Genomic DNA, 25601 nt, shown 5'->3' with positions numbered 1-25601 from the left:
GCGGGAGCCTTGAGGTACTTTTTACATCGTTGGAACAACGTTGTAAACCGGCAAATTTTCGCTATGCTGCGTGCTCACCATCCAGAAGGAGCCGCCCGTGACCGTGACGCTCAAGGACGTCGCCACGCTCGCCGGAGTGTCGGTGAAGACGGTGTCGAACGTGGTGAACGGCTACGCCTTCGTCAAGCCGGAAAACCGCCGGCGGGTCGAGGAGGCGCTGGCGGCGACCGGCTACCGGCCCAACGTCGGCGCGCGCAACCTGCGCCGCGGCCGCACGGGGTTCCTGGCGCTGATGGTGCCGGAGCTGTCGATCCCGTACTTCGGCGAGCTCGCCGGCCTGGTCATCACGGCGGCGCAGAAGCGCGGCTGGAGCGTCCTGATCGAACAGACGCAGGGCACGCGGTCCCGGGAGCGCGAGACGCTGTCGTCCCTCGGCCCGCACCTGGTCGACGGCGCACTGGTGCACCCGGAAGCGCTGGAGGCGGCGGACTTCCCGGCGGACCCGGGCGGCATCCCGCTGGTCATGCTGGGCGAGCACGCGGTGGACGTCCCGATCGACCACGTCGCGATCGACAACGTCCTGGCGGCGCACACGGCGGTGTCCCACCTGGCGTCGTTGGGACGCACGCGGATCGCGGCGATCGGCCGGAACCCGGCTCGTGGGACTTCTTCACAGCGTCTGGCGGGATATCGCTCGGCTTTGTCCTTGGCGGGTCTGTCCTATTCGGACGCCTTGGTGGCCCCGGCGGAGAAGTGGCACCGCTCGGTGGGGGCGGCGGCGATGCGGTCGTTGCTGGCGCTTCCGTCACCGCCGGACGCGGTGTTCTGCTTCAACGACCTCCTGGCGATCGGCGCGTTGCGGGCGGTGGCGGAGCTGGGGCTGCGGGTGCCCGAGGACGTGGCGATCGTGGGTTTCGACAACAACGAGGAGAGCGCGTTTTCGCTGCCTGCGTTGACGACGATCGCCCCGGACAAGTCAGCGCTGGCCGAGGCGGCGATCGATCTGGTGCATCGGCGGATCACGGGTGAGAAGACGTTGCCGCCGCAGGACATCCAGACGCCGTTCGCCCTGGAGATCCGCGAAAGCACCCAAGGCCGCTGACCTTCAGCAGGGCGCGACGGCTCCGGTTTCTCCTGCCGCGCACCAGCCGGGGTGAGTGGCGAGCCAGGCGTCGCGTTCGCGCTCGACGTCTTCTTGGCTGAGGCCGCGGGCGGCGTTCAAGCAACTGCCGGTCTGGCAGTCCTCGGCTCTGGGCCGGGTGGTCTTGGGTGCGGCCTTGGTTTTGGTGACCACGCTGGTCACCGTCGTGGGCACGGTTTCGGTCGTGGTGGCGGTGACGGTCACGGGCTCGGCCGTGACGGTGGTCGGCACCGGCTCCGGAGTCTGTGCTTGGGGTGCGGCCGTGCAGCCGCCGACCAGCACGCCGACGGCGAACAGGCCGGCGATGGCGAACGGACGCATGATCAGGATCTTTCGGGTGCGGCGGACGATCCACCCACGATCCGCCCGCTGTGGCCGGGTGACCAGGGCCGTTGGACCCGAGTCGACTTGCGTACCCGGAACGCCAACTCGCGTACCCAGAGGGTCGGCTCGCGTACCTGGAGGGTCGGTTCATGAGCCGACCGTCCGTGTACGCGAACCGACTGTTCCGGTACGCGAGCCGACCGTCTGGGTACCTCGGTCAGCGGGTGGGCCAGTGCCAGGACGGGCGGTCCAGGCGGCCTTGGCCGACCAGCTTCGTCTCGCCGTACTCCTTCTCCAGCTCCAACGCCCCGACCTCGGCGACCTCGGACAGGGCGCGGGTCAGGGAAGTGGCGTGCGAGACCACGACCAGCTGGGTCTCTTTCGCCGCCGTCGCGATCAGGCCGGCCAGGGCCGGGAGCAGGTCCGGGTGCAGCGAAGTCTCCGGTTCGTTGAGCACCAGCAGCTCCGGGGGCCGCGGGGTCAGCAGCGCCGCCACCCAGAGGAGGAAGCGGAGCGTTCCGTCGGACAGCTCCGCCGCCGACAGCGGGCGCAGCAGGCCGTGCTGGTGGAACCGCACCGACAGCAGGCCGTCCTGGGAGACGACCTCCACGCGTGATCCGGGGAACGCCGCATCCACCACCGCGGCCAGCTCCGCGGCGCGGCCGATCTCGATGATCGTCTGCAGTGCCGCCGCCAGGTCGGCGCCGTCGTGGGACAGCACGAACGTCCGGGTGCCGGTGCGGGACTGCCGCGCCGGGGCCAGCGCGTCCGTGCGGAAGTGGTCGTAGAAGCGCCACGAGCGGATGCGCTCCCGCAGCACCAGCAGCTCCGGGCACGCGCGCGGGTCGGCGAACTCGCTCAGCATGCTGTCGGTCAGGCGGATCTTGAACCGGTCCTCACCCCACCCGCCGGACTCGACGCGCGTGCGCACCGACGGTCCGGCCCGGTCGGCCAGCAGTGCGGCCGGCCGCAGTGTCGGGCCGGCCCACACCGCCTCGCGCTTGAACTCCGGGTCGAGGTTGAACATCGTCTCGGTCGGCACCGGCAGCCCCAGGTCGAGCGCGTAGCCGAACTCGTCACCTGCGAAGCCGAGCCGCAGTCCGACGGACTTGGTCCGCACCGTGCCCTGGACTGGCGCGCGCCCCTCGCGCACTGCGCGCCCGACCGTCTCCGGGCCCGCCCACAGTGTCGACGGCAGCCCGCCTTCGCGCGCCAGGGCCGCCACGGCGCCGTTGCGTGACGCGTCCGCCAGCAGCCGCAGCGCCCGGTACAGGCTCGACTTTCCGCTGCCGTTCGGCCCGGTGACGACGGTCAGCCCGGACAGCGGCAGCACCAGGTCGCGCAGTGAGCGGTAGTTCTCGACGGCCAGCGTGGTGAGCATGCCCCGAACCTAACCGCCACCCCCGACAGTCCAGGATTCGTCCGATCTTTGTCTGATCGAGCCGTTGACACCGCAGGGCTCTCACCGTGACAATCACCAACCGTAGATCCTATAGGATCCACGGTTCTGCGAAATCAGGCCGCGGTCCTCGGATGTCTGGCGTAGTCCCCACCGACCTCGAAGGAGTGGTCATGGCAGCACCACGCGGAGCCCGCGGCAGACGGGCCCTGGGTGTCCTCGGCGGACTGACGGTGATCGCCGGCCTGCTGACGGCGCCCACGACAGCGGCAGCAGAACCGCAAAACCCCGAGCCGGTCGCCAGGCAGCCCTACCTGGGCTGGAGCAGCTGGAGCCTCGAGTCGACGAACTACCCCGGCGTCAACCCGACCGGCCCGGCCAGCTGGCTCACCGAACAGCACATCCTGCAGCAGGCCGACGTCCTGGCCGCGAAGTTCAAGCAGCACGGCTACACCTACGTCAACATCGACGCCGGCTGGTCCAACTCCTTCGACCAGTACGCGCGCCCGGTCGTCAACCCCACGACCTTCCCGGACGGCATGAAGTACGTCGCCGACCACGTCCACAAGAAGGGCCTCAAGCTCGGCTCCTACCTGGCCGTCGGGCTGGACCTGAAGGCCTACAACGACGGCAACTCGCCGATCGCGGGCACCACGAACTGCCACACCAAGGACCTCGTTTACCCCGACCTGCGCAAGACCAACGGCTGGGACTCCGCCTACAAGATCGACTTCGCGAACCCGTGCGCCCAGTCCTACGTGGACTCGGTGGCGCAGCTGCTGGCCGGCTGGGGTGTCGACTTCCTCAAGCTCGACGGCGTCGGCCCCGGCTCCTTCAAGGGCGGCGAGAACTACACCAACACCACCGACGTCGAGGCGTGGCACAAGGCGATCGCCAAGACCGGCCGCCCGATGGAGTTCGTCGTCTCGTGGGCGCTGAGCCACCGCCAGGCGGACGTCTGGAAGACCAACACCAACGGCTGGCGCGTCGACACCGACGTCGAGTGTTACTGCGACACCCTCGTGACCTGGAACAACTCGGTCAAGCAACGCTGGAACGACGTTGTGCAGTGGATCCCCGACGCCGGTCCCGGCCACTGGAACAACCTCGACTCCGTCGACGTCGGCAGCGGCAAGATGGACGGCCTCACCGAAGCCGAGCGCCAGAGCTACATGACGCTCTGGGCAATCGAGGCCGCGCCGCTCTACATCGGTGACGACCTGACCCAGCTCGACGACTACGGCGTCAAGCTCCTGACCAACGATGAGGTCATCGCGGTCAACCAGGCCGGGATCCCGGCCAAGCCGGTGAGCCAGACCAGCGACCAGCAGGTCTGGTACAACCGCAACACCGACGGCAGCTACACGGTGGCGCTGTTCAACCTCGCCGCCACGCCCGCCCGCGTCGCCGCGGACTTCGCGCAGCTCGGCATCACCGGCCCGGTGCAGATCCGGGACCTCTGGGCGCACCAGGAGGTCGGCGCCGCATCCGCCGACCTGCCGGTGCACGGCTCGCGCCTGTTCAAGGTGACGCCTCGCGACCGCACCGCACTGCAGGCCCCGGCGGTGGTCCACGGCACCGCGGCGACCGGCACCAGCGTCTCGCTCGCCTGGGACGCCTCGAAGGGCGCGCAGAACTACGACGTCTTCGCGAACGGCCGCAAGGTCACCACGACGAACACCGCGAGCGCCACAGTCACCGGCCTCAAGCCGTCGACGGCGTACGAGTTCACCGTGGTCGCGAACCAGCGCTACGGCAGGCCGTCGGCAGCGAGCAAGAAGATCAGCGTGACCACACCGGCCGCCGAAGGGCCCAAGGCGTACGAGGCGGAGAACGGCACCCCGCAAGGCGGCGCGACGGTCTACGACTGTGCGTGCAGCAACGGCAAGAAGGTCGGCTACCTCGGTGGCAGCGGGTACGTCGTCCTGCCGACGGTCACCACCGCCAAGGCCGGCACCTACCTCATGCAGTTGTCCTATGTGGACGGCGACTCCAGCCGTACCGGCATCGTCACCGTCAACGGGACGTCGTTCCCGCTGCCGGTCGCCGGGAGCAACGACAACGACTGGAACACGCCGCAGACCGTGACCGTTCCGGTGTACCTGCAGGCCGGAGCCAACACCATCCAGATCGGCAACCAGGCCGGTTATGTCTATGACGTCGACAAGATCACCGTCTAGGGGCCGGGACGCGCCGATCGCGTGGCTGCTCATCACCCCCGCGCTCGCCGGGTTCGCGGTGTTCTTCGCCTACCCGACCCTGCGCGGGCTCTACCTGAGCTTCACCGAGTTCCACGTCCTCACCGAGCCGCGCTGGATCGGCCTGGGCAACTTCCAGGAACTGCTCCAGGACGGCGAGTTCTGGCACTCCCTGCTCGTCACGATCTACTTCGTCGCGCTCTCGGTGGTCCTGGGTGTGCTGGTTTCGCTGGTGACGGCGGTGATCCTGCACCGGCTCGCGGTGTCGGCCACCGTGCGCGGGCTGATGATCCTGCCGTTCCTCATCTCCGGGGTGGTCACCGCGCTGGTCTGGTCGTGGATGCTCGACCCGCAGCTCGGCATCGTCAACGTCCTGATCACGAAGCTCACCGGCGAACCGGTGCTGTTCTTCGGCTCGGGCGGCTGGGCGGTGCCGACGCTCGCGGGGCTCAACGTCTGGAAGTCCATGGGTTACAACGCGGTGCTGATCTTCGCCGGGCTGCAGACCATTCCGTCCACTGTGTACGAAGCCGGCCGGATCGACGGCGCGAGCGAGCTCCAGATGTTCCGCCGGCTCACCGTGCCGCTGCTGCGGCCGATCCTGGTGATGGTCGTGGTGCTGACCGTGATCAGCTCGTTCCAGATCTTCGACATCGTGCAGGTGACCACCAAGGGCGGGCCGGCCAACGCGTCGAAGGTGCTGCAGATGTACATCTACGACAAGGCGTTCGGCCAGTTCGACTTCGGTTACGCCGCCACCATGTCACTCGCCCTGTTCGTGCTGCTGGCCGCGGTGACTTTCGCCCAGCTGCGGATGGCTCGCGCCGGCGAGTCCGACACCAACTAGGAGGGATCGTGCGCACCCGTTTCTCCCCGGGCCGGGTCGTCGCCTGGGCGTACCTCGTGCTCGTGCTGGTCGTCACGATCTTCCCGTTCTACTGGATCGTGCGGACCGCGCTGTCGAACAACTACGCGATGGCCACGGACCCGTCTTCGCTGGTCCCGGTGGACCTCACGGCCGGCGCGTTCAAACGTGCGCTCGGCCTGGCGACCCCGGCGGAAGCCGCGGCGCAGGGCGGCTCCGGCGCGTCGCTCGACCTGCTGTCGGCGCTGCGGAACTCGGTGATCTACGCGGCCCTGCTCACCGTCTGCACGGTGTTCTTCTCCGCTCTGGCCGCGTTTGCGTTCTCGCGGCTGCGGTGGAAGGGCCGCAACGCCGTGTTCGCGATCCTGCTGACGGCGCTGATGGTGCCGCAGGTGCTGACGCTGCTGCCGAACTTCGTGCTGGTCAAGGACCTCGGCCTGCTCAACACCTTCGGCGGGATGATCCTGCCGACGGCGTTCTTCTCCGCGTTCAACATCTTCTTCCTGCGCCAGTTCATGCAGGGCCTCAGCACCGAGATCGAGGAGGCCGCGATCATCGACGGCGCCGGCCCGCTGCGCGTCTGCTTCCGGATCGTGCTGCCGATGAGCGCCGCGCCGATCGCGACGCTCGCCCTGCTCACGTTCATCAACACCTGGAACGACTACCTGTGGCCGCTGCTGGTCACCAACGACAACACCGTGCGCCCGCTGACCTTGGCGCTGGCGGTGTTCAAGCAGTCCTCGCCGCAGGCGGCGCTGGACTGGGCGGGCCTGATGGCCGCCACGCTCGTTTCGGCGCTTCCGATGCTGCTGCTGTTCGTGGTGTTCGGCCGCCGGCTCGTCAATTCCATCGGCTTCACGGGGTTGAAATGACGGATCTCCTGCTCTCCTGGCCGCACCCGGCGACGGACTGGACCGAGGCGATGCCGGTCGGCAACGGCCGGCTCGGCGCGATGGTCTTCGGCGGCGCCGGCCGCACGCGCGTCCAGGTCAACGACGCCACGGTCTGGTCCGGCACCCCGGGTGGTCCGGCGGCCGCCCTGAGGGACGTCGACGCCGGACCGAACCGGCTCGCCGAGGTACGCGAAGCCGTGTTCGCGAAGGACTTCCGGCGCGCCGAAGAACTCCTGATGGCGTTCGAAGGGCCGTACAGCCAGGAGTTCCTGCCCTACGTGGACCTCTGGCTGACGCTGCCTGAAGGCGCCTCGCACGGCCGGACGCTCAACCTCGACAGCGGCGTCACCACCGAAAAGCTGACCGTCGACGGCCAGGACGTCGAGCGGACGACGTGGGTGAGCCGTCCCGCCCAGGTGTTGTGCGTCGCCCTGTCCGGCTCGATCGATGTTGATGTCGAGGTGTCGACACCGCTGCGGGAGGTGTCGCGAGACGGCCTCGACCTGGGTATCGAGATCCCGGTCGACGGCGCGCCACGGCACGAGCCGCAGGTCGCCGAGCCACTGCGGTACGGGACCGTCGAGGGGTACGACCCGTTCGCCGCGGTTGCCGTCCGGGTGGCCAGGACGGCAACCGGAGTCTTGATCGTCCTGGCCAGTTCCACCAGCGCGTACGACGCCTGGATCGGCGACCGTCAGCACACCCGCGACGAGCACCGGCGGCGGGCTGCGGTACTGGCCGAGCAGGCCCTGACGACCGGGGCAGCGGAGTTGCGGCGGGCGCACGAAGCCGACTTGCGCCCCCTGCTCGCTGCGTCGTCGCTGCGGATAGGGGAGCAGCGCGGCGGCACCCACGACGTCGCCGAGCTGCTGTCCGGAAAGGACGAACAGCTGATGGCGACCGTGCTCTTCCAGTACGGCCGGTACCTCCTGGCGAGCGCGTCCCGGCCCGGCGCGCCCCCGGCGAACCTGCAGGGCATCTGGAACGACGATCTCCGCCCGGCCTGGTCGTCCAACTACACCGTCAACATCAACACCCAGATGAACTACTGGGCCGCGGAGACGACCGGGCTCGGCGAGTGCCACCTGCCGCTGTTCGACCTGCTCGGCAAGCTCGCGGTCACCGGCGCCGACGTCGCGCGCGAGCTGTACGGCGCCCGCGGCTGGGTCACCCACCACAACACCGACCCGTGGGGCTGGGCGCTGCCGGTCGGCATGGGGCACGGCAACCCGTCGTGGGCGCTCTGGCAGCTGGGTGGCGCCTGGCTGGTCCAGCACGCCTGGGAGCACTGGGACTTCACCCGCGACCGCGTCTTCCTGGCTTCGACGGCGTGGCCGTTGCTGCGCGGCTGCGCCGAGTTCTGCCTGGACTGGCTGGTCGAAGGTCCGGAAGGCTTCCTCGACACGTGCCCGTCGACGTCGCCGGAGAACCTCTTCCTCTCCGAAGCCGGGACGAAGGAGTCACTGACCTACTCGGTGACGATGGACGTCGTGCTGATCCGGGCGGTGTTCGAGCGCACCCTCGCCGCCGCGGAAGCGCTCGGTGTGCACGACCCGCTGTGCGCCGAGATCGATCTCGCGTTGCCTCGCCTGCGCCCGCTCGCCGTCACGGAAGGCGGCTGGCTGCAGGAATGGGCCGAGGATCTCCCCGAGGAAGACCCCGCGCACCGGCACATGTCGCACATGGTCGCGCTCTACCCGCTCGGGCAGATCGACGCCGTCACAACGCCGGACCTCGCCACGGCGGCGCGGAACCTGCTGGACCGGCGCGGACCGGGCGCGATGGGCTGGTCCTGGGCGTGGAAGATCGCGCTGCGGGCCCGGCTCGGCGACGGCGAGACCGCGCGGAAACTCCTGAGCGAGGCGTCGCAGCCGTTCACCGGTGACCGCCACCGCGACGCGCCCGTCGACGGCTCCGAGTGGGGCGGGCTGCTGCCCAACCTGTTCAGCACCCACCCGCCGTTCCAGATCGACGGCAACTACGGCTTCCCGGCGGGGCTGGCGGAACTGGTGCTGCAGAGCCAGAACGACGTCGTGACGCTGCTTCCGGCCTTGCCCGCGGACTGGTCCACCGGGGAAGCCCGCGGCCTGCGGTGCCGCGGTGGGCTCGCGGTCGACGTCGAGTGGCGTGACGGCGAGCTGGTCTACGCCGTCCTGCGGCGGCTGTCCGGTGACCCGGCCGAGCCGATTCGCGTGCGTTACCGCGGCCGCGAGACCGAGCTGCGGCTGCGGTCCGGCGAATCGACCGTCCTGAAAGGACTTTGATGCTGACCGACCTCGGCCGTGACGCGTTGTGGGAGTATCGCAGCGACTACGAAGCACCGCCGGACTTCGACGAATTCTGGACGTCGACGCTCGCCGAAGCCCGGGCGCACGACATCGGGGTCCGGTGCACGCCGGTGGACACACCCCTGCGGACGCTCGACGTTTTCGACGTCACGTTCGCCGGCTTCGGCGGGCACCCGCAGCGGGCCTGGTTGCGGGTGCCCCGCGGCATCGAGACGCCGTTGCCCGCGATCGTCCAGTTCCACGGTTACGGCGGCAGCCGGGGCAGCGCGCTGCAGGAGCTGCACTGGGCGTCCGCCGGATATGCGCACTTGCAGGTCGACGTGCGCGGCCAGGGTGGGGTGACCCCCGACCCGGTGGGCAGCGGACCGGCGTACCCGGGTCACCTCACGCGCGGCATCGAGAGCCGTGAAACCTACGTCTACCGGCGGATCTTCACTGACGCGGTCCGCGCGGTCGACGCCGTGCGCGCACTTCCGGAGGTTGATCCGGCGCGGGTGGCGGTGCTCGGCAACAGCCAGGGCGGCGGTATCGCCCTCGCCACGGCGGGGCTCGTTCCGGACGTAGCGGCCCTGCACGCTCAGGCGCCGTTCCTCTGCGACTTCCGGCGGGCCAGCCTGGTCGGTGGTGAACGGCCGTACGTCGAACTGTCCCGTTACCTGGCCGACCATCGTGACGCGGTCTCGCGGGTGTTCGACGTGCTGTCCTATTTCGACGGTGTCGGGTTCGCCGCGCGCGCGACGGCGCCGGCCTGGTTCAGCGCCGGGCTGATGGACGGCATCGTGCCGCCGTCCACGGTGTTCGGCGCCTACCACGGCTACAAGGGACAGAAACAGCTCGCCGTCTGGGAGTACAACGGCCACGAAGCCGGTGGCCCCGAAGACCTCCAGGCGGTGCTCGAAGGATTCCGGCCCATTCTGCGTCCACAATGGAGTTGACATGAAGTTTCGGGTAGTGGCGGCCACCGGACTGGTGGCGACCCTGGGAGCGCTGGTGGCGGCCTGCGGTGGCGGCTCGGCGAGCGGCAGCGGCAACACCGTCAACTGGTGGACCTGGGACGACAAGCAGGCGGCGGCCTACCAGAGCTGCGCGTCGGCGTTCGAGAAGGCCAACCCGGGCACCACGGTGAAGATCACGCAGTACAACGTGGACGACTACTTCACCAAGCTGACCGCCGGGTTTGTCGCGGGCACCGCGCCCGACGCGTTCCAGAACAGCGTCCAGTACTTCCAGGCCTACGCCTCGCAGCACCAGTTGCTGCCGCTGGACGACCTGATCGCGCGGGACAAGTTCGACCTCAAGCGGTTCTCCGTCGGCGTCGACTCGTGGAAGTTCACCGACGGCAAGCAGTACGCGCTGCCGCTGGACTGGTCCGCGACCGGGCTGTACTACAACGTCGACACCATCACGAAGGCCGGTTACACGCCCAAGGACATGGCGAAGCTGACGTGGAACCCCGACGACGGCGGCACGTTCGAGAAGGTCGCGGCGCACCTGAGCGTCGACAAGAACGGCGTGCGCGGTGACCAGCCCGGCTTCGACAAGGACCACGTCGCCACCTACGGCACCGGGCAGCTCGCGTCGCGCGACTTCATCGGCGAGTCGACGTGGAGCTCGTTCGCCATGACCACCGGCTGGCGGCTGGCCGACAAGCAGTCCTGGCCGACGAAGTTCAGCTACGACGACCCGGTGTTCGCCAAGACCCTGCGCTGGGTGCGGTCGCTGACCGACCGCGGGTTCGCGCCGAAGATCGGCACGTTCACCACCGGTGGCCAGGCGACGATCAGCGACACCGATCTCATCGGCTCCGGCAAGGTGGTGATGGAGACGGCCGGCTCGTGGACGGCGGGGACGTTCGCGAAGCTGCCCGGCGTGAAGGTGGGTATCGCGCCGACCGTGCTCGGGCCGTCCGGGAAACGGGCGCTGCTGTCCAATTCGAACGGCAACAACGTCTGGGCGGGCACGAAGAACCCCGACCTGACCTGGAAATGGGTTTCGTACCTGGGTTCGCCGGAGTGCCAGTCGGCGGCGGGGGCGTCCGGCACGTTCTTCCCGTCGATCCCGGCGTCGATGGACGCGGCGGCCGCGGCGATGAAGAGCCAGGGGGTCGACCTGTCGGTGTTCACGACGATGCTGAAGGACGGTTCACTCGTCCCGGCGGTGGTCTACGGCAACGGCGCGGCCCTGCAGGACGCGGAACGGCCGCTGTTCGAGGCGTACTTCGCACACCAGCGCGACGACGACGTGTTCGCGGAGATGGCGTCGAAGAGCCAGGCCGTGCTGGGCAAGCAGTAGCCTGTAGTCACAACACGTGAGGGGAGTCAAGGTGGCGGGTCGACGCCTCGAGGCCCTGCCGAACCGGCAGGTGCTGGCGGACGGCGTCTACGAGCAGATCCGGGCGCTGATCATGAACGACGGCATCGAGCCGGGCGCGCGGGTCAACATCGACGAGATCGCGCGGGAACTCGGCGTCTCGGGCACCCCGGTGCGCGAGGCGCTGGCCCGGCTGGAGTCCGAGGAGCTCGTCAGCAGACTCCCGCTGCGCGGCTACCGCGTCACGGAACTGCTGGACCGCAAGGAAGTCGACGACATGTACGCGCTGCGGCTGCTGCTGGAGCCGCCGTCCGCGGCGTTGGCGGCGGCGGCGATGTCGGACACGAACGTCGCGGCGCTGGAAGCCGAGCTGGCGACGTGCCCCTCGGCGCCGGCCGAGGACGCGTACAGCGACTACAAGGCGTTGACGGCGCACGACGCCCGGCTGCACGAGCTGATCCTGCGCATGGCGGGCAACACCGCGGTCGAGCAGGCGTTTGCGCGGACCCACTGCCACCTGCACTTCTTCCGGCTGAACTACAACCAGCCGTTCGGCGAGCAGACGATCTCCGAGCACCGGGTGATCGTCGACGCGCTGGTGGCGGGGAACGCGGCAGGGGCGCGAAAGGCGATGACGGACCACCTCGAGGTGGCGCGGGACCGGCTGCTGTCCCGCCTCTGACCCCGGGTCACCGCGCGGGGCCTGCGGGAGCCGGGGCCGGACGTGCGAAGGCCGCACCGGGCGTACCCGGTGCGGCCTCCCCCGACGACGTCAGACTTGCGTCACTTGACCGGCATGGTCACTTCGTAGACGCGGGTCGGCGCCTTGCGCGCGCCGGTGAATCCGTTGGCCCACAGGGACTCCACCTGCGAGGACTCTTCGGAGTTCGGGTTCGCGTTGGTGCACGACGGGCCGGGGCCACCACCCGACATCAGCTCGGAGCACGGACCTTCGTAGTGGTCCGGCAGGCCCAGCGCGTGCCCGGTTTCGTGGGCCGCGATGCGGGTCTGGTTGTACTGCTCCGCCTGGGTGTAGTCGATGAAGATCGTGCCGCTGCCGTGGCCGTCGGTCTGGGCGTACGAGCCGCGCGGGTCGTTGCCCTCCGTGTAGTGCAGCGACGCACCCGAGGAGCTCTCCTCGAGCTTGACGTTCGACACCGCCGCGTTCCAGTTGGCCGCGCCGGCGTTGATCACGTCGCGGAAGGTCGGGGCGTCCGAGGTGTCGTAGTAGACGATCGTGGCCGCTTCCGGCGCCGCGAAGGCGGGGCCGGCGGTCAGCGGGGTGGCGATCATCGCCAGCGCGACGGCGGCGCCGGGCAGCAGGTACTTCCGGGACATCGGGACGACTCCTTGCCGTGGGGAATTTGCCGGGTTTGCGCGCGCTGGGGTCCTAACTTACGGAATCGCCCGGCTCTTGTGACCCGACTTTCGTACTGCACGGCGAACGGTGATTTACCAACCATCGCGGAGTCTTGACATGCGTGATGACGCATACGAGGATGCGCCATCCGGCTCAGCCGACCGGGTCCGCCAGCGGGATCGTGCCCTCGCGCAGCCGTGATCCGCGCCACGCCAGATCGTCCCTGACCAGCGGTTTTCCGCAGCTGTCGCAGGTTGTGCCCGGCCGGGTGAGCTCACCGCAGCCGACGTGCACGAGCTGCATCGGACCGGCTGCGTCCTCGGACGCCGTGTACGCGTCACCCCACGCGCCGAGCGCGTGCAGCACCGGCAACGCATCCGAGCCGGCCTTCGTCAGGCGGTACTCGTGCCGGGTCCGGCCGCCGTCGCGGTAGGGGAGCTTCGTCAGCAGTCCGCGGTCGACGAGCTTGGCCAGCCGGGTCGTGAGCACGTTGTCCGCGATGCCGAGCTGGGTGCGGAAGTCCTCGAAGCGGGTGGTGCCCGCGGTGGCGTTGCGCAGGATCAGCAGCGTCCACGGCTCGGCGAGGACGTCGGCGGCGCGGGCGATCGGGCAGGCGGTGCCCTCCCAGGTGATGCGGCGGCTCATCGTGTGATCCCTTCGAGCTGACTTGCTACGGACAAGTTTACGCCGTAGGGTCGGCCGTAGCTAGCTTGCAACGAGCAAGCCAGGTGCGAGAGGAGCTCGTCATGGAGATCACGGGTGCGGTGGCGCTGGTCACCGGAGCCAACCGGGGGCTCGGCCGGCAGTTCGCCGCCGCTCTGCTGGAGCGCGGCGCGGCCAAGGTTTACGCCGCCGCGCGGAATCCCGAGTCGGTCGACCTGCCCGGGGTGGTGCCGCTTCGCCTCGACGTGACCGACCCGGCGTCGATCCGCGCCGCGGCCGCGGCGGCCGGCGACGTCACGCTGCTGGTCAACAACGCCGGGTCGTCCACCGGGGCGTCGGTGCTCGGCGGTTCCCTGGAAGACATCCGGCTGGAGATGGACACGCACTACTTCGGCACCCTCGGCGTGACGCGCGAGTTCGCGCCGATCCTGGAGCGCAACGGCGGCGGTGCCGTGCTCAACGTTCTTTCGGTGCTGTCCTGGTTCACCTCGCCGCAAGTTGCGGCGTACTCCGCGGCGAAGTCGGCGGCCTGGTCGCTGACCAACGCGCTGCGCCTGGAGCTGGCGGCGCAGAAGACGCAGGTGACCGGGCTGCACGTCGGGTACATGGACACCGACATGGCCAAGCACGTCGACGGGCCGAAGACCGATCCGGCGGTCGTGGCCGGGCTCGCCCTCGACGGGGTCGAGCAGGGCCGCTTCGAAGTGCTCGCCGACGACGTGAGCCGAAACGTGCGGGCCGGACTGTCCGGTGATCTCGCCGGGCTGTACCCGGTGTTGCTTTCTTGAGTGTTTTTGCGCTTTTCCGACCCCGGAACACGGGTGGGCCGGCCGCGGGCGTATGAATGGGCGGGTGGCGGAGAAACTCGAAGCCGGAATCGGGCGCAAGAGGAACCGCTGGGGCGAAGGCGAACGGCTGCGCGGGGAGATCCTCGCGGCGGCCGCTCGCTTGCTCGCCGAGCTCGGCGGCGAGGACGGCCTGACGATCCGAGGGGTGGCACGCGCGGTCGGCATCGCCCCGGCGAGCATCTACCAGCATTTCGCCGACCGCGCGGAATTGGTGCGCGGTCTGCTCGACCACGAATACGACCGGTTGCGGGAATCGATGCGCGCGGCCGAGGAGTCACTCGGCGAAACGGACGTGGTCGGCCGTGTCCGGGCGCAGATTCACGCGTACTGCACGTTCGCCATGGAGAATCCCGGCCATTACCGGCTGATGCTCGCGAAGGGCGCGTCCCGGCCGACGCCTGGTGCCCGCGCGGAAGGGCCGCTTCTGGACGTGATCGATCGCCTCGCGGCGGGCTTCGAGCGGTGCGTCGAGGCCGGTTATCCGCTGCGGGTGACGCCTGGGCGGGCGGCGGCGATGGTGTTCGTCGGGGCGCATGGGCGGGTTGCGTTGTTCCACAGTGTGCTCAATCGGACCGGGGCCGAGCTGGTGGAGCCGTTCGTGGACGAGCTGGTGTCGCTGGTCTTCGCCTGATCGGCCGTGTCGGCTCCTTGGTCGCCGTCACAGCGTTAGCTCGCTGCGCCGATCCCGCGGCAGCATTCGGCGGGCGGGCGGACGGCTCTCGGCGCGAGTGTTCCCCGCCTTCGCCTGATCGGCTGTGGCGGGATCGCCGGAAGATGCTTAGCATAGCTATGTAAATTTCCGGCGACTTCGGGAGGTACCCGGTGGACGGCGTTCCCGCGTTTCCGATGACCCGGCGGTGTCCGTTCGACCCGCCGGCCGAGCTGGGTGAGCTGCCGCCGGTTTCCCGGGTGCGGCTGTGGAACGGCAGCACACCCTGGCTGGTCCGGCGCTACGACGACGTGCGCGCGCTGCTGCGCGACTCGCGGATCAGCGCCGACTCGGACCGGCCCGGTTATCCGCACCAGAGTGCCGCCTCGGCCGCGCGGCGGAAGCGGGCCAAGTCGTTCATCACCATGGACGGCGCCGAGCACGCGGCGCAGCGCCGGCTGCTCACCGGCGACTTCCTGGTCAAGAAGATGGAGGCGCTGCGCCCGGCGATCCAGCGCATCGTCGACGACCTGGGTCGACGACCTGCTCGCCGGTCCGAAGCCGGTCGACCTGGTCACGGCGTTCGCGTTGCCGGTGCCGTCGCTGGTGATCTGCGAACTGCTCGGCGTGCCCTACGAGGACCGGGTGTTCTTCCAGGACATCACCAAGGTCATGGTGTCGAGGACCGCCACCCCCGAGGAAGCGGTCAAGGCCACCGAAGACCTGCTCGGTTACCTCTCCGGCCTGGTCGAGCGGAAGGCGTCGGCCCCCGGTGACGACGTCTTGAGCAAACTGGCGACGTCGCAGTTCGCGACCGGCCGGATGACCGCCGAGGACGTCGCCTCGATGGGCCAGCTGCTCCTGGTCGCCGGCCACGAGACGACGGCGAACATGATCGCCCTCGGCACGGTTGCCCTCCTCGAACACCCCGACCAGCTGGCGCTGGTGCGTTCCGGGGACGCCGACCAACTGCGTCGCGCGGTCGAAGAACTGTTGCGGTACTTGAACATCACCCACACCGGACGCCGCCGGGTCGCGGTCGAGGACATCGAGATCGGCGGTGAGGTCATCCGTGCGGGCGAGGGTGTCATCGCTGCCGGTGACGTGGCGAACCGCGACGAGGCGGCCTTCGCCGAGCCGGACCGTCTGGACGTGACGCGCGAAGCCCGCCACCACGTCGCGTTCGGGTACGGCGTGCACCAGTGCCTCGGGCAGACGCTGGCGCGGGTCGAGCTGCAGGTGGTGTACGGAACGCTTTACCGGCGGATCCCGGACCTGCGGCTCGCGGTGCCGGTGGAAGAGCTGGCGTTCAAGGACGACATGCTTGTCTACGGCGTGCACTGCCTGCCGGTCACGTGGTGATCGCGGCGAGATCCTTGGTCAGGTGGGTCCGGACGAACCGCGCGCGGTCCGCGTCCGAATCCTTCCGCGGGGTCATCTCCACCAGCATGATCAGGTCCAGGTAGACGCGGTACAGCGCCAGCCGCCGGCGGGCGGGCAGGTTGAACGAGGCCGGGCCGCCCGCCGCGCGGTAGCCCTCCACCAACGCCGGGTCCAGGTCGCGGAACAGCGTCAGCGACACGAACTCCGCCACCGGGTCGCCCCAGAACGCGCGTTCCGCGTCGATGATGCCGGACACCGCGGTGCCGTCGAGGAGGATGTTGCCGTCCCACAGGTCGAAGTGCACCAGCACCGGCGTGGTGACCGATTCCAGGAGCGGCTCGTGCCGGCGCACCAGCTGCGCGATCTCCGCCGCCGGCCGCGGCAGCTGCACCCCGTGCGCGACGGCGTCCGCGAGGACCGCGTCGGCCATCGCCGTGAACGCCGCCGGCCACGTCGGGTGCGGTGGGTCCTGCGGGTAGCCGAACCCGTCGCCGGTGACGCCGTGCAGCCCGGCGACGATCCCGCCCAGTTCGGTCCGCAGCCGCGGGCCGGTGCCGGGCACCTGGGACCAGGGCACGCCCGGGAGCTCCGTCATCAGCAGGAACCCCGGTCCGGCGCCGACGACGGACGGCAGCGGACCCGAGACCCGGCGGTAGTACTCCGCCTCTGTCGCCAGCAGGTCGTGCTCGTAGGACAAACCCGGCGCGTCCGGTGCGATCTTGAGCACCAACCGCCGGCCGTCGGCCAGCTCCAGCCGGACGGCCGTGTTGTAGGTGCCCCCGCCGATCTCCTCGGCGGAGACCACCGAAGCCGGGTTGATGCCCGCCGCTGCCAGCGCCGTCTCCGTCCGCACGAGCCGAGTCTGGCACGGCCTCAGCGCTTGCCGGTGGAGCCCGCCCAGATTCCGTCGCCGGCGTAGGACGCCGAATACCCGAGCAGCGCCGCCAAGCCTTCCGTCAGCCCACCGCACGAGGCGACGCCGCTCGTGTTCGTCGTCGCCGAACACAACGTGCGGCCGCCCGCGGTGAACGTCAGCATGCGTCCCGGCACCGTGCGGCCGAACCGCGTGTCCGTCAGCGTCCCGCTCACCGCCGGTGAGCCCAGCCGGGCGGGAGCCACCGAGATCGACGTCGGATCCGGCACGTTCGAGAACACCGAGGCCGACGCGCGAAGACCGGAGGTCCCGATGGTTCCCGGGGCGAACAGGTACTGCACCGCCGAGTCGGGGCCGGCCGGCGCCGGGCAGCCGGACCCGGTCGTCGCGACGTCGATCGTGGGGTCCGTCCGGTAGCGGCCCGGGGCCGCGCCGGCCGCACGCGGCCAGCAGACGAACTGGATCGACTGCGGCGGGGTCGGCGGCGGCGTGATCCGGGCCGGGCCGGTGCCGGTCAGGCCGTAGGACAGGGTCGGCCCGGCGGTGTTGTCGGCCAGTGCCACACTGTCCACACCGGACAGTGTGAGCTCACGAGTTTCCGAAGTGGCGAACGGGTTGTACGCGCCGGTCTGCAGCACCGGGCCGTCGTCGGCGCCGGCCGCGGTGTCCCAGAGGTACTGGACCTGGAACGTGTCGGTAGTCTCCCCGGTCACCGTGGTCGTCACCTCGACACTCGAGTCCGCGACCGTGGTGCCGTGCACGACGACCTGCTGGTCGATCTCGAACGAAGCGCCGTCACCCGGCGTGCTGGTCGAGTCGAACCACCGTGTGCGCATTCCGGTGGTGCCGAGCGGGGTCTGCGTCCAGTACCGGACCGAGTCGAGCGCGACCTCCGTCGCCGTGGTCAGGTACTGGCTCTGCAGGTAGTCGACGCCGGAGGTCAGGTCGCGCACCGTCATGAACGACGTCCCGGGCACGTCACCGCCGAACAGCACGTCCCGGCCCGCGCCGGCCGGGTGGTCCGGCCCGGTCCGCACGCTGAACGAGCCGACGCCGAGCCCCTGCGTCCGCTGGACGACCACGCGGAAGACGCCGTTCCCGAAGCTCGGCACGGCGGCGAGCGCGCGGGCGGCCGCCGCCTGCGTTCCCGCCTTCCACTGAGCCGGTGAATCGGGTGCGGCCTGGGCCGGTGTGGCGCCGGCCAGCAGCAGCGCCGCGGCCGCGCACAGCAGTCCGGTTCGGTTCATCAGATCCTCCACAGTGGACTCGTCAGAAGGTGAGGGCGTCGGCGTAGACGAGCCGCGCCCCGCCCTGGTCCGGCCGTTCGCTTTCGGTCAGCACCAGGCGGAACGGGCGGCTGCCGCGGGCCGCGGGCAAGGTGACCGTGCCGGTCCAGCCCGTGCTCGAGGCGGTCAGGGCAACCGGGGAGCCGCTGGCCTGCCAGGCGACGTTCCCGCTCAAGGCCGGGTCGGCCACCTGCAGCTGCGCGCTCAGCTCGGTGGCCGGCGCCGGCATCGTCCCGGTCACCGTGAGCCGCACGGCCGTCGGCGACGTGAACACCGCCGTCGCGATCCGGTCCGGCGACAGCTGGGCGAACTGCGCCTGCACCACCGCGGACAGCTCGACGTCGGGTACCGACACCGGCTGGTAGCGGGCCAGCGCCAGCCGCACGAACGGCGTGTACGGCGAAGGCTGCGGAGCCGCGAAGGTGATGTCACAGAACCAAAGCTTGCGCTCGGCGTCGTAGACGACGTCGTGCGGCGCGACGGCAACCCGCGAGACGGCGCCCTCGACCAGCTTCAGGTCCGCCCGCGGGTGCACGGCCAGAGGGAAGTCCCCGAGCTGAGGCGGCCGGGTGAATGCGGCCGACTTCCACGCCGGGTCCTGCGCCCAGTCGGTGACGTACCGGTTCAGGTCCGCCGGCACCGATGGCCCGTCGGCCAGCAGCACGCCGAGCTGTTCGCCGTCGCCGGAGGAGTACCACGGCCGGTTGAGGAAGACGCGCAGGCCGTTGCCACGCCGGGTGCTCGTCACCTGCGACGCCGTGGTTTCCGTGGTCCAGCCGAACGTCGGCACGACGTAGGCGATGTCCGGCGCGGACGGCCGGGCCGAGCTCGGCACGTCGACCGTCAGCGCCGCGCCCGCCCGCGTGATCGGCGGCGGCACGTAGGCGACCTCCACCGACGCGGGCGCCGGCGACGCCAGCCACGTGACCGTGCCCTGCACGTAGTCGACGGTGTAGTCGGCGCCGCGGACGTAGGTGATCGAGCCCGTCCGCACGACGTCGGACGCGGGCACGATGCCGCCCTTGTTCACAACGACCGCCGACGAGCCCGGCTTCACCGTCGCACGCTGCAGGAAGTACTCCGCGAACCGGGAAGTGCCGATCGGCGTGTACGTCACGCGCCGGTACTTCGTGTCGTGGAACTCGTGCCGCTCGTCGACCGGCAGCACCTGGCCCACCGGGTCGGCGGGGTGCGCCACCACGCCGAACGCCGCCGCCGAACTCGCCTGCGGCACCGGTGCGGGCAGCGCCGGCGAGTCGACCTGCTCGGTCCACGCCGCCTGCAGGTCGACGCGGCTGGTGCTCGGCCGGTCGAAGCCGAGCCGGTCGATGATCCGCGCGGACGTCTCACCCGGCCGCCGCACCGCGAGCGGCTTGACCAGCGCGGGCGGGGTCAGCGGCTGCTTGATCGCGTGCACGAGCGTCAGCGTGCGGAACGGCGTCAGCTGCCACAGCCGGCCCTGCCGGGCCAGCGCCCGCAGTGAGGCGAGCGTGGTCCCGGCCGGCAGCGTCACCGTGCCGGCCGCGACCGCGTCGGTCAGCCACTTCCACGGCCCGAGCAGGTCGACGTCGGCGTCGGCCAGGATGCTGCTGTAGCCGACGTCGAAGGTGCGGCCCTTCGGCACCTGCACGGTCAGCACGCGGAACAACGCGTCGAACTTCGGCTTGCCGGTGCCCTCGACCACCCGCAGCCGGAACGGCCGGTAGTCCGGCCAGGAACCGAGCAGCGGCACGGGGTCGAAGTCGCCGGTGACCACCTCACCGTCGGCCGTGCCGGGCAGCCCGGTGAACGCGGCGCCACGGCTGAGCACGTCCGGCAGGTACGGCAGCGCGAGCTGGTCGACGTCGTAGTACGGGATGCCGTACGCGCCGGGGTCGGGGGTGCCGCCCTGGTCGAACGAGCCGGTGTCCTTCTGCTTGATCCGGCCGTAGGCCGGCTTGTTCAGCATCGGCGGGGTCAGCAGGGTGGCGGGCAGGTCGAACAGGCCGTGCTGCTCGGCCAGCAGCTCCGCGATCCGGACCGGCGCGAGGTGGCGCTGGCAGTCCGCGGTCGCGGCGGTGTCGAAGTTGCTGCGGATCACCATCCGCTCCACCGACTCGCCTTCGGTGCGCGGCTTGCGGAACAGCAGGTGCGGCGACACGACCGGTTCGAAGCGGGTGTACTTCACCGGCGCCGTCGCCCCGGCGTCCCCCGCGACGTCGCCGAGGGCCGGGCCGTTGCCCGCGAGGTCGGCCGTCCGGGCGCGGAACCTGTACGAGCGCCCGAACCGCAGCCGTGGCAGGCTGCCCGGCTCGGCCTTGAACTTCACGCCGAGCGGGAACGCCGGATCCGGCTCGGTCCCGTCCCCGGCCACGAGTGCGCCGTCGTCGGCGACGGCCTTGCCGGGACGCGGCGCGACCAGGCTGTAGCCGCTCCAGCGGGCCAGCGACTCGTGGAGGAACAACGTCTGCGTCGGGTCGCCGGGCTGGGTCGTGTGCGCAGTGGTGACCACACCTTCGTCACCGGCCGAGATCGCCGTCCCGGCCACGGTGTAGGTGCCCTGCCGCCGGCAAAGGCTGTGCCAGTTCTTCGAAACGTCGTCCCAGACGTCGATCCGCAGGCCGCGGGTCAGGTCTTCGGCGCTCGCGGCCGTGCCGCCGGCGAGCTCGCCCACCTGGCCCACGGCGGCCCAGATCCGCTTGGCCCGCCCGGTTTCGGTGATCGAGAAGCCGTTGCTCTGCAACGCGGGCGGCGCGGCGGTGTCCGGTGCGTCGCTCGCGGGCTGCCCGTCGATGCCGCCGTACGGGTCGAGCCGCGCAACGCTCTCGCCGAAGCCGAGCAGCTTCACCGCGGCGGAGTCGGGGTCGACTTCGGTGACGTCGAAGTCCGGGCCGCCCAGCTGCAGCAGGCCGCCGGAGAGCAGCGGGGTGCGGGCGTTCGCGGTGAACGTGGTCGCTGTGATCGTGCAATCGGTCCGCGGCGCGGTCACCGTGGTCGGCACCCGCGGCGCCGTCAGCACCGGGGTGACCGTCACCCAGACCGGCCCGGCCGGCAGCGGGTTCGGCAGCGGGATCCGCAGGTCGCGGACCAGGCCGAACTTCCGCAGCAGCGCCGGGTACTGGCCGAGCGAGCCGACCACCGAGTGGAAGTTCGGCGGCTCGGGCACCACGGCCGCCCGGAACGGGTTCGCGACCCGGGACGCGCCCGGGTCCGGGCGGGCCTCCGGGGTCCGGCCGTGGAAGTGCTCCGAGAGCAGGAAGTCGAGCTGCTGGTCGCTCAGGTAGTGCCGGTCGCGGATCTCGTCGAGCCGCGGGTCGTCGCGGTCGATGTACTTGGCGGCGAAGAAGTACTGCGCCAGCTCCCGCGTCACGGCGGCTTTCGTCTCCGGGTACAGCCAGGTGTCGTGGAGGCGGTAGCCGGTGCCGCAGCGGTTCCCGCTCACCCGCTTCGCCGCCAGCCCGCCCGGCCTGCCGACGTAGTCGACGATCGTCGGGTGGTCGGTCGGGTTGTTCGCCGCCATCAGCGCGTACTGGTCACGGACGAAGTTCCGGACGTTGCGCACCGGGTAGGACCGCACGAACGTCTGCTCCGGCGGCATCGGGGGCGCCGTCGCGGCGCCCACGGCCGCTCCGCCGCCGAAGAGCTTCTTCCACAGGTCCGATCGCAGGTCCTGCGGCAGCTTCTCGGCGCGCACGACCGTGCCGCCGATCGAGACGTCGAACTCGATCCCGGCGGCGGGCCAGTCGAGCCAGTCGGGGAATCCGGCCAGGGTGTCCGCCCCGGCCAGCCGGGGGGAGAGGAACGCCGAGAGGTGCAGGGAGGTCTTGCCCTGCTCGGTGCGCACGCCGTGGGGCAGCGCGGTGCTCAGGATCGTCTGGGTGGCCATCACTCGTCTCCTCAGGCCGCGAACGCGTCGCAGTAGGTGTTCCAGTCGTCCTGGCTCATCTGGTCGCCGAAGGACGGCGAGCCGGCGGCCGGCAGCGCGGCGGCACCGCGGGCGGCCAGTGCCGAAGAACCGGGACCGGCGAAGGACTTGTGCACGGTGAGCGTGACCGACTTCGAGAAGAACAGGATCTCGATCTCGACGGTCAGCGAGGCCTCGCCTTCGACGATGTTCTGCCCACCGGCGTTGGTGTAGCTCAGTCCCAGGTAGAACTCGGCCGAGATGGTGATCAGGCCGAGCACGTTGAGCGAGCCGTTCGCGCGGACGTACCCGGTGAGCGTGATTTCGTCGATCTTCTTGTCACCGTCGCCGATCTCCGCCGGCCGGCGCTCGAGCTTGAAGTAGATCCCGGCCATCACCGAGACGGATCCGCTGGCCACGCCGAGGTTGAACGCCACCGCGCCGCCGAACTCGATCGACGCCTCCATCAGCTCGAAACCGTCGGTGCCCAGGGCCAGCGCGAAGAACCCGCCGCCGCCGAACAGCGAGACGCTGAGCGTGAACGGGTGTTCCCGGCTGCAGAACGCGAACCGCGCCCGCGCCGGGGTGCCGTCGAACGGGATCGACAGCCCCGCGCTGAACGCCAGGTGCTGCAGCGCGAACACGCCGATGCCGACGTCCGGGATCGCCAGGGTGTAGCCCGCGGTGATGCCCGAGGGCTGCACGTCGATGTTGAGGCCCTTGCCGGTGCTGACCAGGAACTGCTGCAGCGTGTTGACGAAGTTCAGCGGGCCCTTGAACTCGATCTTCGCCAGCTCGACCTGGATCACCGGCTTGGCGCCGTTGTGCTGCTCGAAGGCGAACCGGCGGAAGGTGAGCTTGATGAACGACAGCGCGCTGTCGTCCCCCTTGACCAGCTCGATCGCGAAGTTGCGCAGGTCGCCCTTGATCGTCGACGTCGTGGTGACGCCGCTGCCGCCGAACACGGTCCGGTTCTCGCCGTGCAGGGTGAGGGTCGCGTGCGTGCCGTCGTCGAGGACGGGGTGGAAGACCTCGGCGGTGAGCTTGTCCGGCAGTTTCGGCTGCCAGTCGAGGATCGTCGTGACGGCGGTCGGCGGGTGGTCCCGGCCGTTACCGTACTCGGGAGTGGTGACGATCTTCGGGCCGTTCTCGATCGGCAGGGTCAGCGCGTTCGGCAGGTCCGGGTCGAAGCCGAGGATCTCGGCGAGGCTGAGCCCGCCGAGCAGCTTCGCGGACTTGGGGAAGAAGTCGCCGGGGTTGAAGACGCCGTCCTTGGCGATCTGGCTGATCGTCGCCGCGGGCCCGGAGAGCGGGCCGAGCGAGCGGGACAGTCCGCGGATGTCCAGGTCGGGCGCGGCGACGCCGCCGAGCCGGGCGACGTTCGCGCCGAACTCGGCGGTCACGGCGCCGACGTCGGGCAGCGGCTGACCGGTGGTGATCGCCTGCACCAGCTTGCCGACGTCCGCCACCGTGGGGCTGACGCGGGCGAAGAGCTCGCCCTTCACCTGCCCGAAGGAGCTTTTGACGTACTCGGGGTCGTAGCCGATGGCCGTGGCGAGTTCCTTGCCACCGGCCAGCGCTTCGACGGCGGGCATCCGGATCTCGGCGGCGAGCATCTGTGGTGTGAACCCGGCTTCGCCGGCCACGGTGACTTCGCGGCGCTTCATGTTGAGGTGCAAGCGGACCGCGGGGAACGCCGTGTTGCGCGGGGCGCCGTCGTCCACCGCGGCGATCAGGCCCCGCTTCGCGTCAACCGTGCCGGTGACCGGCGCGAAGGCGACCTTCTGCCCGCCCAGCTCATGGGTGCGGCGCGGGTGGACGGTCTCGTACTGGGCCGGGTCGGCCTGCTTCTGCAGCGCGTCGAGAACTGCGGGCTTAGTGGCGTCGTCCTGGTAGACGAACGCGAGGTGGGCGACGGATTCGAGCCGGTTGCCCGCCCAGTCGGTGGCGACGATCGGGAACGGGATGTCGACGGTCTTGCCGTCGAGGGTGTACTGCACCCAGAACGCGCTGGTGGACCCGATCACCTCCCGCATGCCGGGAGCGGCGAGGTTCGGGGTGGTGGTCATCCCGATCTCGACCGACCGGAACGGCAACCCGTTGTCCTCGAAGGACTTCACGGGTTCCTGTACCCGGACGAACTGCCGCCGCAGCAACCGCGCGGCACCGCCCGCGATGGTGCGCTCGGTCTCGGTGATGAGGGTTGCCCGGTGCCCGTGGGGGAAGAGGAACCCGCGCTCCTCGATGCGCACGTAGTTGTCGCGGCCGAGCACCGAGCGGTGCTGCCAGGCCGCGAGCGTGCCCTCGGCCCACTTGCCGTCGAGCTCGAGTGACGAGCCCAGCGCCGAGAGCAGGACCAGGTCACCGCGCACCGCACCACGCGTGTTGGACTGCGTGACGATGTCCGTGAGCGTCTGGGGCCGGCTGAGCAAGTTGTTGAACCGGAGGTCGTCCTGGGTCTGCGCGGCGACGGCGCGGATTTCGGCCGGGCCGAGCAGCGGGTCCGGCCGGCCGAACTCGTCCCGCGGGGCGAGGCGGGTGTGCCACAGCTCGGTGCGGCCCGCCGACGTCACCGGATGCGTGACGTGCGCCCACGACGCGTACTGCTCCGGCGTCAGGTGCAGCCAGTCGACCAGCAGCAGGTCGGTGTCCAGCTGGGCCGGCTCGGCCGGCGCCGTCTTCGGCACCACCCGCATCACCCAGTTCGACCAGGCGAGCAGGCCGTCCTCGGTGTACGGCAGCTCCTTGACCGTCGACGGCACCAGGAACACGATCCGGCTCGGGCCGACCGCGCGGGTGGCTATGTCGCCGGGTGCGGGCAGGTTCGCCGGCGGGGCGCCACCGGGGTCGGTGACGGTGGTCGTCTCCTCCATCAGGTGCTGGCTGTCGAACCGGACGATGACGGCCGACTGCGCGGTCGGGTCGATCGGCACCAGCTTCGGCGGCCCGGCGGCCGTCGAGCGCCGCAGGTTGAAGAACTCGAAGTGCAGCTTGAGCATGTCTTCGCGGCGCAGCAGGTCGAGCGTGAGGTCCGGCGTCGCGTCGGCGGCGAGCACCGCCGGCAGCGGCGAGTCACCCGGCAGGTTCGCCAGCAGCAGGGCCGCGCCGCCGGCGACCAGGACCGTGCGCCGGTCGACGCCGCGCCGCCAGAACGGCTTCGGCGGGACGTCTTCGAGAGGGTGCGGAGTGGATTCGGGCATGGCTGGGGACCTCCCCGGTGCGAACTGAGCCCGATCA

General features: G+C 70.4%; 18 protein-coding genes and 1 pseudogene. 11 read left to right on the top strand and 8 right to left on the bottom strand.

Translation table 11 applies throughout. The features are described from left to right. Window positions 1–97 precede the first annotated feature (97 nt). Window positions 98–1102, top strand: coding sequence for a LacI family DNA-binding transcriptional regulator (locus ACIA5G_RS43020; RefSeq protein WP_395934234.1), 1005 nt, complete (start codon window positions 98–100; stop codon window positions 1100–1102). A 3-nt stretch (window positions 1103–1105) separates the two neighbouring features. Here the strand turns inward: ACIA5G_RS43020 and ACIA5G_RS43015 are convergent, their stop codons facing one another. Then, entirely contained in the window at window positions 1106–1462 is a 357-nt protein-coding gene (locus ACIA5G_RS43015) for a hypothetical protein (RefSeq protein WP_395934232.1), read from the bottom strand. Window positions 1463–1682: 220 nt separating this feature from the next. Beyond that, window positions 1683–2846: an AAA family ATPase gene (locus ACIA5G_RS43010; RefSeq protein ID WP_395934230.1), complete on the bottom strand. Its 1164-nt coding sequence runs from the start codon at window positions 2844–2846 to the stop codon at window positions 1683–1685. Window positions 2847–3037: 191 nt separating this feature from the next. On the opposite strand from ACIA5G_RS43010, the gene ACIA5G_RS43005 reads away from it, so the two are divergent. From ACIA5G_RS43005 to ACIA5G_RS42975, 7 genes are read left to right on the top strand one after another with little or no spacing between them, the layout of a single operon-like run. Continuing rightward, window positions 3038–5044 (top strand): CBM35 domain-containing protein, encoded by a 2007-nt coding sequence (locus ACIA5G_RS43005; protein ID WP_395934228.1) that lies wholly within the window; start codon window positions 3038–3040, stop codon window positions 5042–5044. Next, window positions 5019–5909 carry a carbohydrate ABC transporter permease gene (locus ACIA5G_RS43000; RefSeq protein WP_395934226.1) on the top strand — a complete coding sequence of 297 codons (891 nt, stop codon included), beginning with the start codon at window positions 5019–5021 and terminating at the stop codon, window positions 5907–5909. Before ACIA5G_RS43005 ends, ACIA5G_RS43000 begins: the two co-directional genes overlap by 26 nt. An 8-nt stretch (window positions 5910–5917) precedes the next feature. Continuing rightward, a complete protein-coding gene (locus ACIA5G_RS42995; RefSeq protein ID WP_395934224.1) occupies window positions 5918–6799 on the top strand; it encodes a carbohydrate ABC transporter permease in 882 nt (293 codons plus the stop codon). Beyond that, window positions 6796–9084 (top strand): glycosyl hydrolase family 95 catalytic domain-containing protein, encoded by a 2289-nt coding sequence (locus tag ACIA5G_RS42990; RefSeq protein ID WP_395934222.1) that lies wholly within the window; start codon window positions 6796–6798, stop codon window positions 9082–9084. The genes ACIA5G_RS42995 and ACIA5G_RS42990 overlap by 4 nt, the downstream gene beginning before the upstream one ends. After that, window positions 9084–10043 (top strand): acetylxylan esterase, encoded by a 960-nt coding sequence (locus tag ACIA5G_RS42985; RefSeq protein ID WP_395934220.1) that lies wholly within the window; start codon window positions 9084–9086, stop codon window positions 10041–10043. Before ACIA5G_RS42990 ends, ACIA5G_RS42985 begins: the two co-directional genes overlap by 1 nt. 1 nt (window position 10044) lies before the next feature. Then, the gene (locus ACIA5G_RS42980) at window positions 10045–11400 is read left to right on the top strand and encodes an ABC transporter substrate-binding protein (RefSeq protein ID WP_395934218.1); all 1356 of its coding nucleotides are present in this window, start codon (window positions 10045–10047) and stop codon (window positions 11398–11400) included. 31 nt (window positions 11401–11431) lie between these two features. Next, entirely contained in the window at window positions 11432–12100 is a 669-nt protein-coding gene (locus ACIA5G_RS42975) for a GntR family transcriptional regulator (protein ID WP_395934216.1), read from the top strand. Between the two features lie 101 nt (window positions 12101–12201). On the opposite strand, the gene ACIA5G_RS42970 is transcribed toward ACIA5G_RS42975, so the two are convergent. Continuing rightward, window positions 12202–12756, bottom strand: coding sequence for a snapalysin family zinc-dependent metalloprotease (locus ACIA5G_RS42970; RefSeq protein ID WP_395934214.1), 555 nt, complete (start codon window positions 12754–12756; stop codon window positions 12202–12204). Between the two features lie 175 nt (window positions 12757–12931). Further along, the gene (locus ACIA5G_RS42965; protein WP_395934212.1) at window positions 12932–13423 is read right to left on the bottom strand and encodes a winged helix-turn-helix transcriptional regulator; all 492 of its coding nucleotides are present in this window, start codon (window positions 13421–13423) and stop codon (window positions 12932–12934) included. Between the two features lie 101 nt (window positions 13424–13524). Between ACIA5G_RS42965 and ACIA5G_RS42960 the strand changes: the two genes are divergently transcribed. The 3 genes and pseudogenes from ACIA5G_RS42960 (at window position 13525) to ACIA5G_RS42950 (ending at window position 16300) form a co-directional block, all read left to right on the top strand. Continuing rightward, window positions 13525–14229 (top strand): SDR family oxidoreductase, encoded by a 705-nt coding sequence (locus ACIA5G_RS42960; protein ID WP_395934210.1) that lies wholly within the window; start codon window positions 13525–13527, stop codon window positions 14227–14229. Window positions 14230–14356: 127 nt separating this feature from the next. Further along, window positions 14357–14920, top strand: a complete 564-nt coding sequence (locus ACIA5G_RS42955; RefSeq protein WP_395934438.1) for a TetR/AcrR family transcriptional regulator — start codon at window positions 14357–14359, stop codon at window positions 14918–14920. 215 nt (window positions 14921–15135) lie between these two features. Next, a pseudogene (locus ACIA5G_RS42950) lies at window positions 15136–16300 on the top strand (cytochrome P450). On the opposite strand, the gene ACIA5G_RS42945 reads toward ACIA5G_RS42950, so the two are convergent. Genes ACIA5G_RS42945 through ACIA5G_RS42930 form a run of 4 tightly spaced genes read right to left on the bottom strand, consistent with a single transcriptional unit; the run spans window position 16290 to window position 25564 of the window. Further along, window positions 16290–17174, bottom strand: coding sequence for a phosphotransferase family protein (locus tag ACIA5G_RS42945; protein ID WP_395934208.1), 885 nt, complete (start codon window positions 17172–17174; stop codon window positions 16290–16292). The pseudogene ACIA5G_RS42950 and the gene ACIA5G_RS42945 sit on opposite strands and share 11 nt — an antisense overlap. A 20-nt stretch (window positions 17175–17194) precedes the next feature. Next, window positions 17195–18442 (bottom strand): hypothetical protein, encoded by a 1248-nt coding sequence (locus ACIA5G_RS42940; RefSeq protein ID WP_395934206.1) that lies wholly within the window; start codon window positions 18440–18442, stop codon window positions 17195–17197. Window positions 18443–18464: 22 nt separating this feature from the next. Continuing rightward, the gene (locus tag ACIA5G_RS42935; protein WP_395934204.1) at window positions 18465–22346 is read right to left on the bottom strand and encodes a hypothetical protein; all 3882 of its coding nucleotides are present in this window, start codon (window positions 22344–22346) and stop codon (window positions 18465–18467) included. Between the two features lie 11 nt (window positions 22347–22357). Beyond that, window positions 22358–25564, bottom strand: coding sequence for a hypothetical protein (locus ACIA5G_RS42930; protein WP_395934202.1), 3207 nt, complete (start codon window positions 25562–25564; stop codon window positions 22358–22360). Between the last annotated feature and the right edge of the window lie 37 nt (window positions 25565–25601).

Origin of the sequence: Amycolatopsis sp. NPDC051758 (assembly GCF_044453095.1) — a bacterium.
In the GTDB taxonomy this organism is placed as follows: Bacteria; Actinomycetota; Actinomycetes; order Mycobacteriales; family Pseudonocardiaceae; genus Amycolatopsis.
The sequence above is the reverse complement of the archived record's forward strand: the minus strand, read 5'-3'. Positions and strand labels throughout refer to the sequence as shown.

Coding starts and splice junctions, on each gene's coding strand:
- ACIA5G_RS42935 (WP_395934204.1), bottom strand. CDS start 22,346: ATGGCCACCCAGACGATCCTGAGCACCGCGCTGCCCCACGGCGTGCGC.
- ACIA5G_RS42970 (WP_395934214.1), bottom strand. CDS start 12,756: ATGTCCCGGAAGTACCTGCTGCCCGGCGCCGCCGTCGCGCTGGCGATG.
- ACIA5G_RS42990 (WP_395934222.1), top strand. CDS start 6,796: ATGACGGATCTCCTGCTCTCCTGGCCGCACCCGGCGACGGACTGGACC.
- ACIA5G_RS42930 (WP_395934202.1), bottom strand. CDS start 25,564: ATGCCCGAATCCACTCCGCACCCTCTCGAAGACGTCCCGCCGAAGCCG.
- ACIA5G_RS42985 (WP_395934220.1), top strand. CDS start 9,084: ATGCTGACCGACCTCGGCCGTGACGCGTTGTGGGAGTATCGCAGCGAC.
- ACIA5G_RS42965 (WP_395934212.1), bottom strand. CDS start 13,423: ATGAGCCGCCGCATCACCTGGGAGGGCACCGCCTGCCCGATCGCCCGC.
- ACIA5G_RS43000 (WP_395934226.1), top strand. CDS start 5,019: ATGACGTCGACAAGATCACCGTCTAGGGGCCGGGACGCGCCGATCGCG.
- ACIA5G_RS42940 (WP_395934206.1), bottom strand. CDS start 18,442: ATGAACCGAACCGGACTGCTGTGCGCGGCCGCGGCGCTGCTGCTGGCC.
- ACIA5G_RS43005 (WP_395934228.1), top strand. CDS start 3,038: ATGGCAGCACCACGCGGAGCCCGCGGCAGACGGGCCCTGGGTGTCCTC.
- ACIA5G_RS42980 (WP_395934218.1), top strand. CDS start 10,045: ATGAAGTTTCGGGTAGTGGCGGCCACCGGACTGGTGGCGACCCTGGGA.
- ACIA5G_RS42960 (WP_395934210.1), top strand. CDS start 13,525: ATGGAGATCACGGGTGCGGTGGCGCTGGTCACCGGAGCCAACCGGGGG.
- ACIA5G_RS43010 (WP_395934230.1), bottom strand. CDS start 2,846: ATGCTCACCACGCTGGCCGTCGAGAACTACCGCTCACTGCGCGACCTG.
- ACIA5G_RS43015 (WP_395934232.1), bottom strand. CDS start 1,462: ATGCGTCCGTTCGCCATCGCCGGCCTGTTCGCCGTCGGCGTGCTGGTC.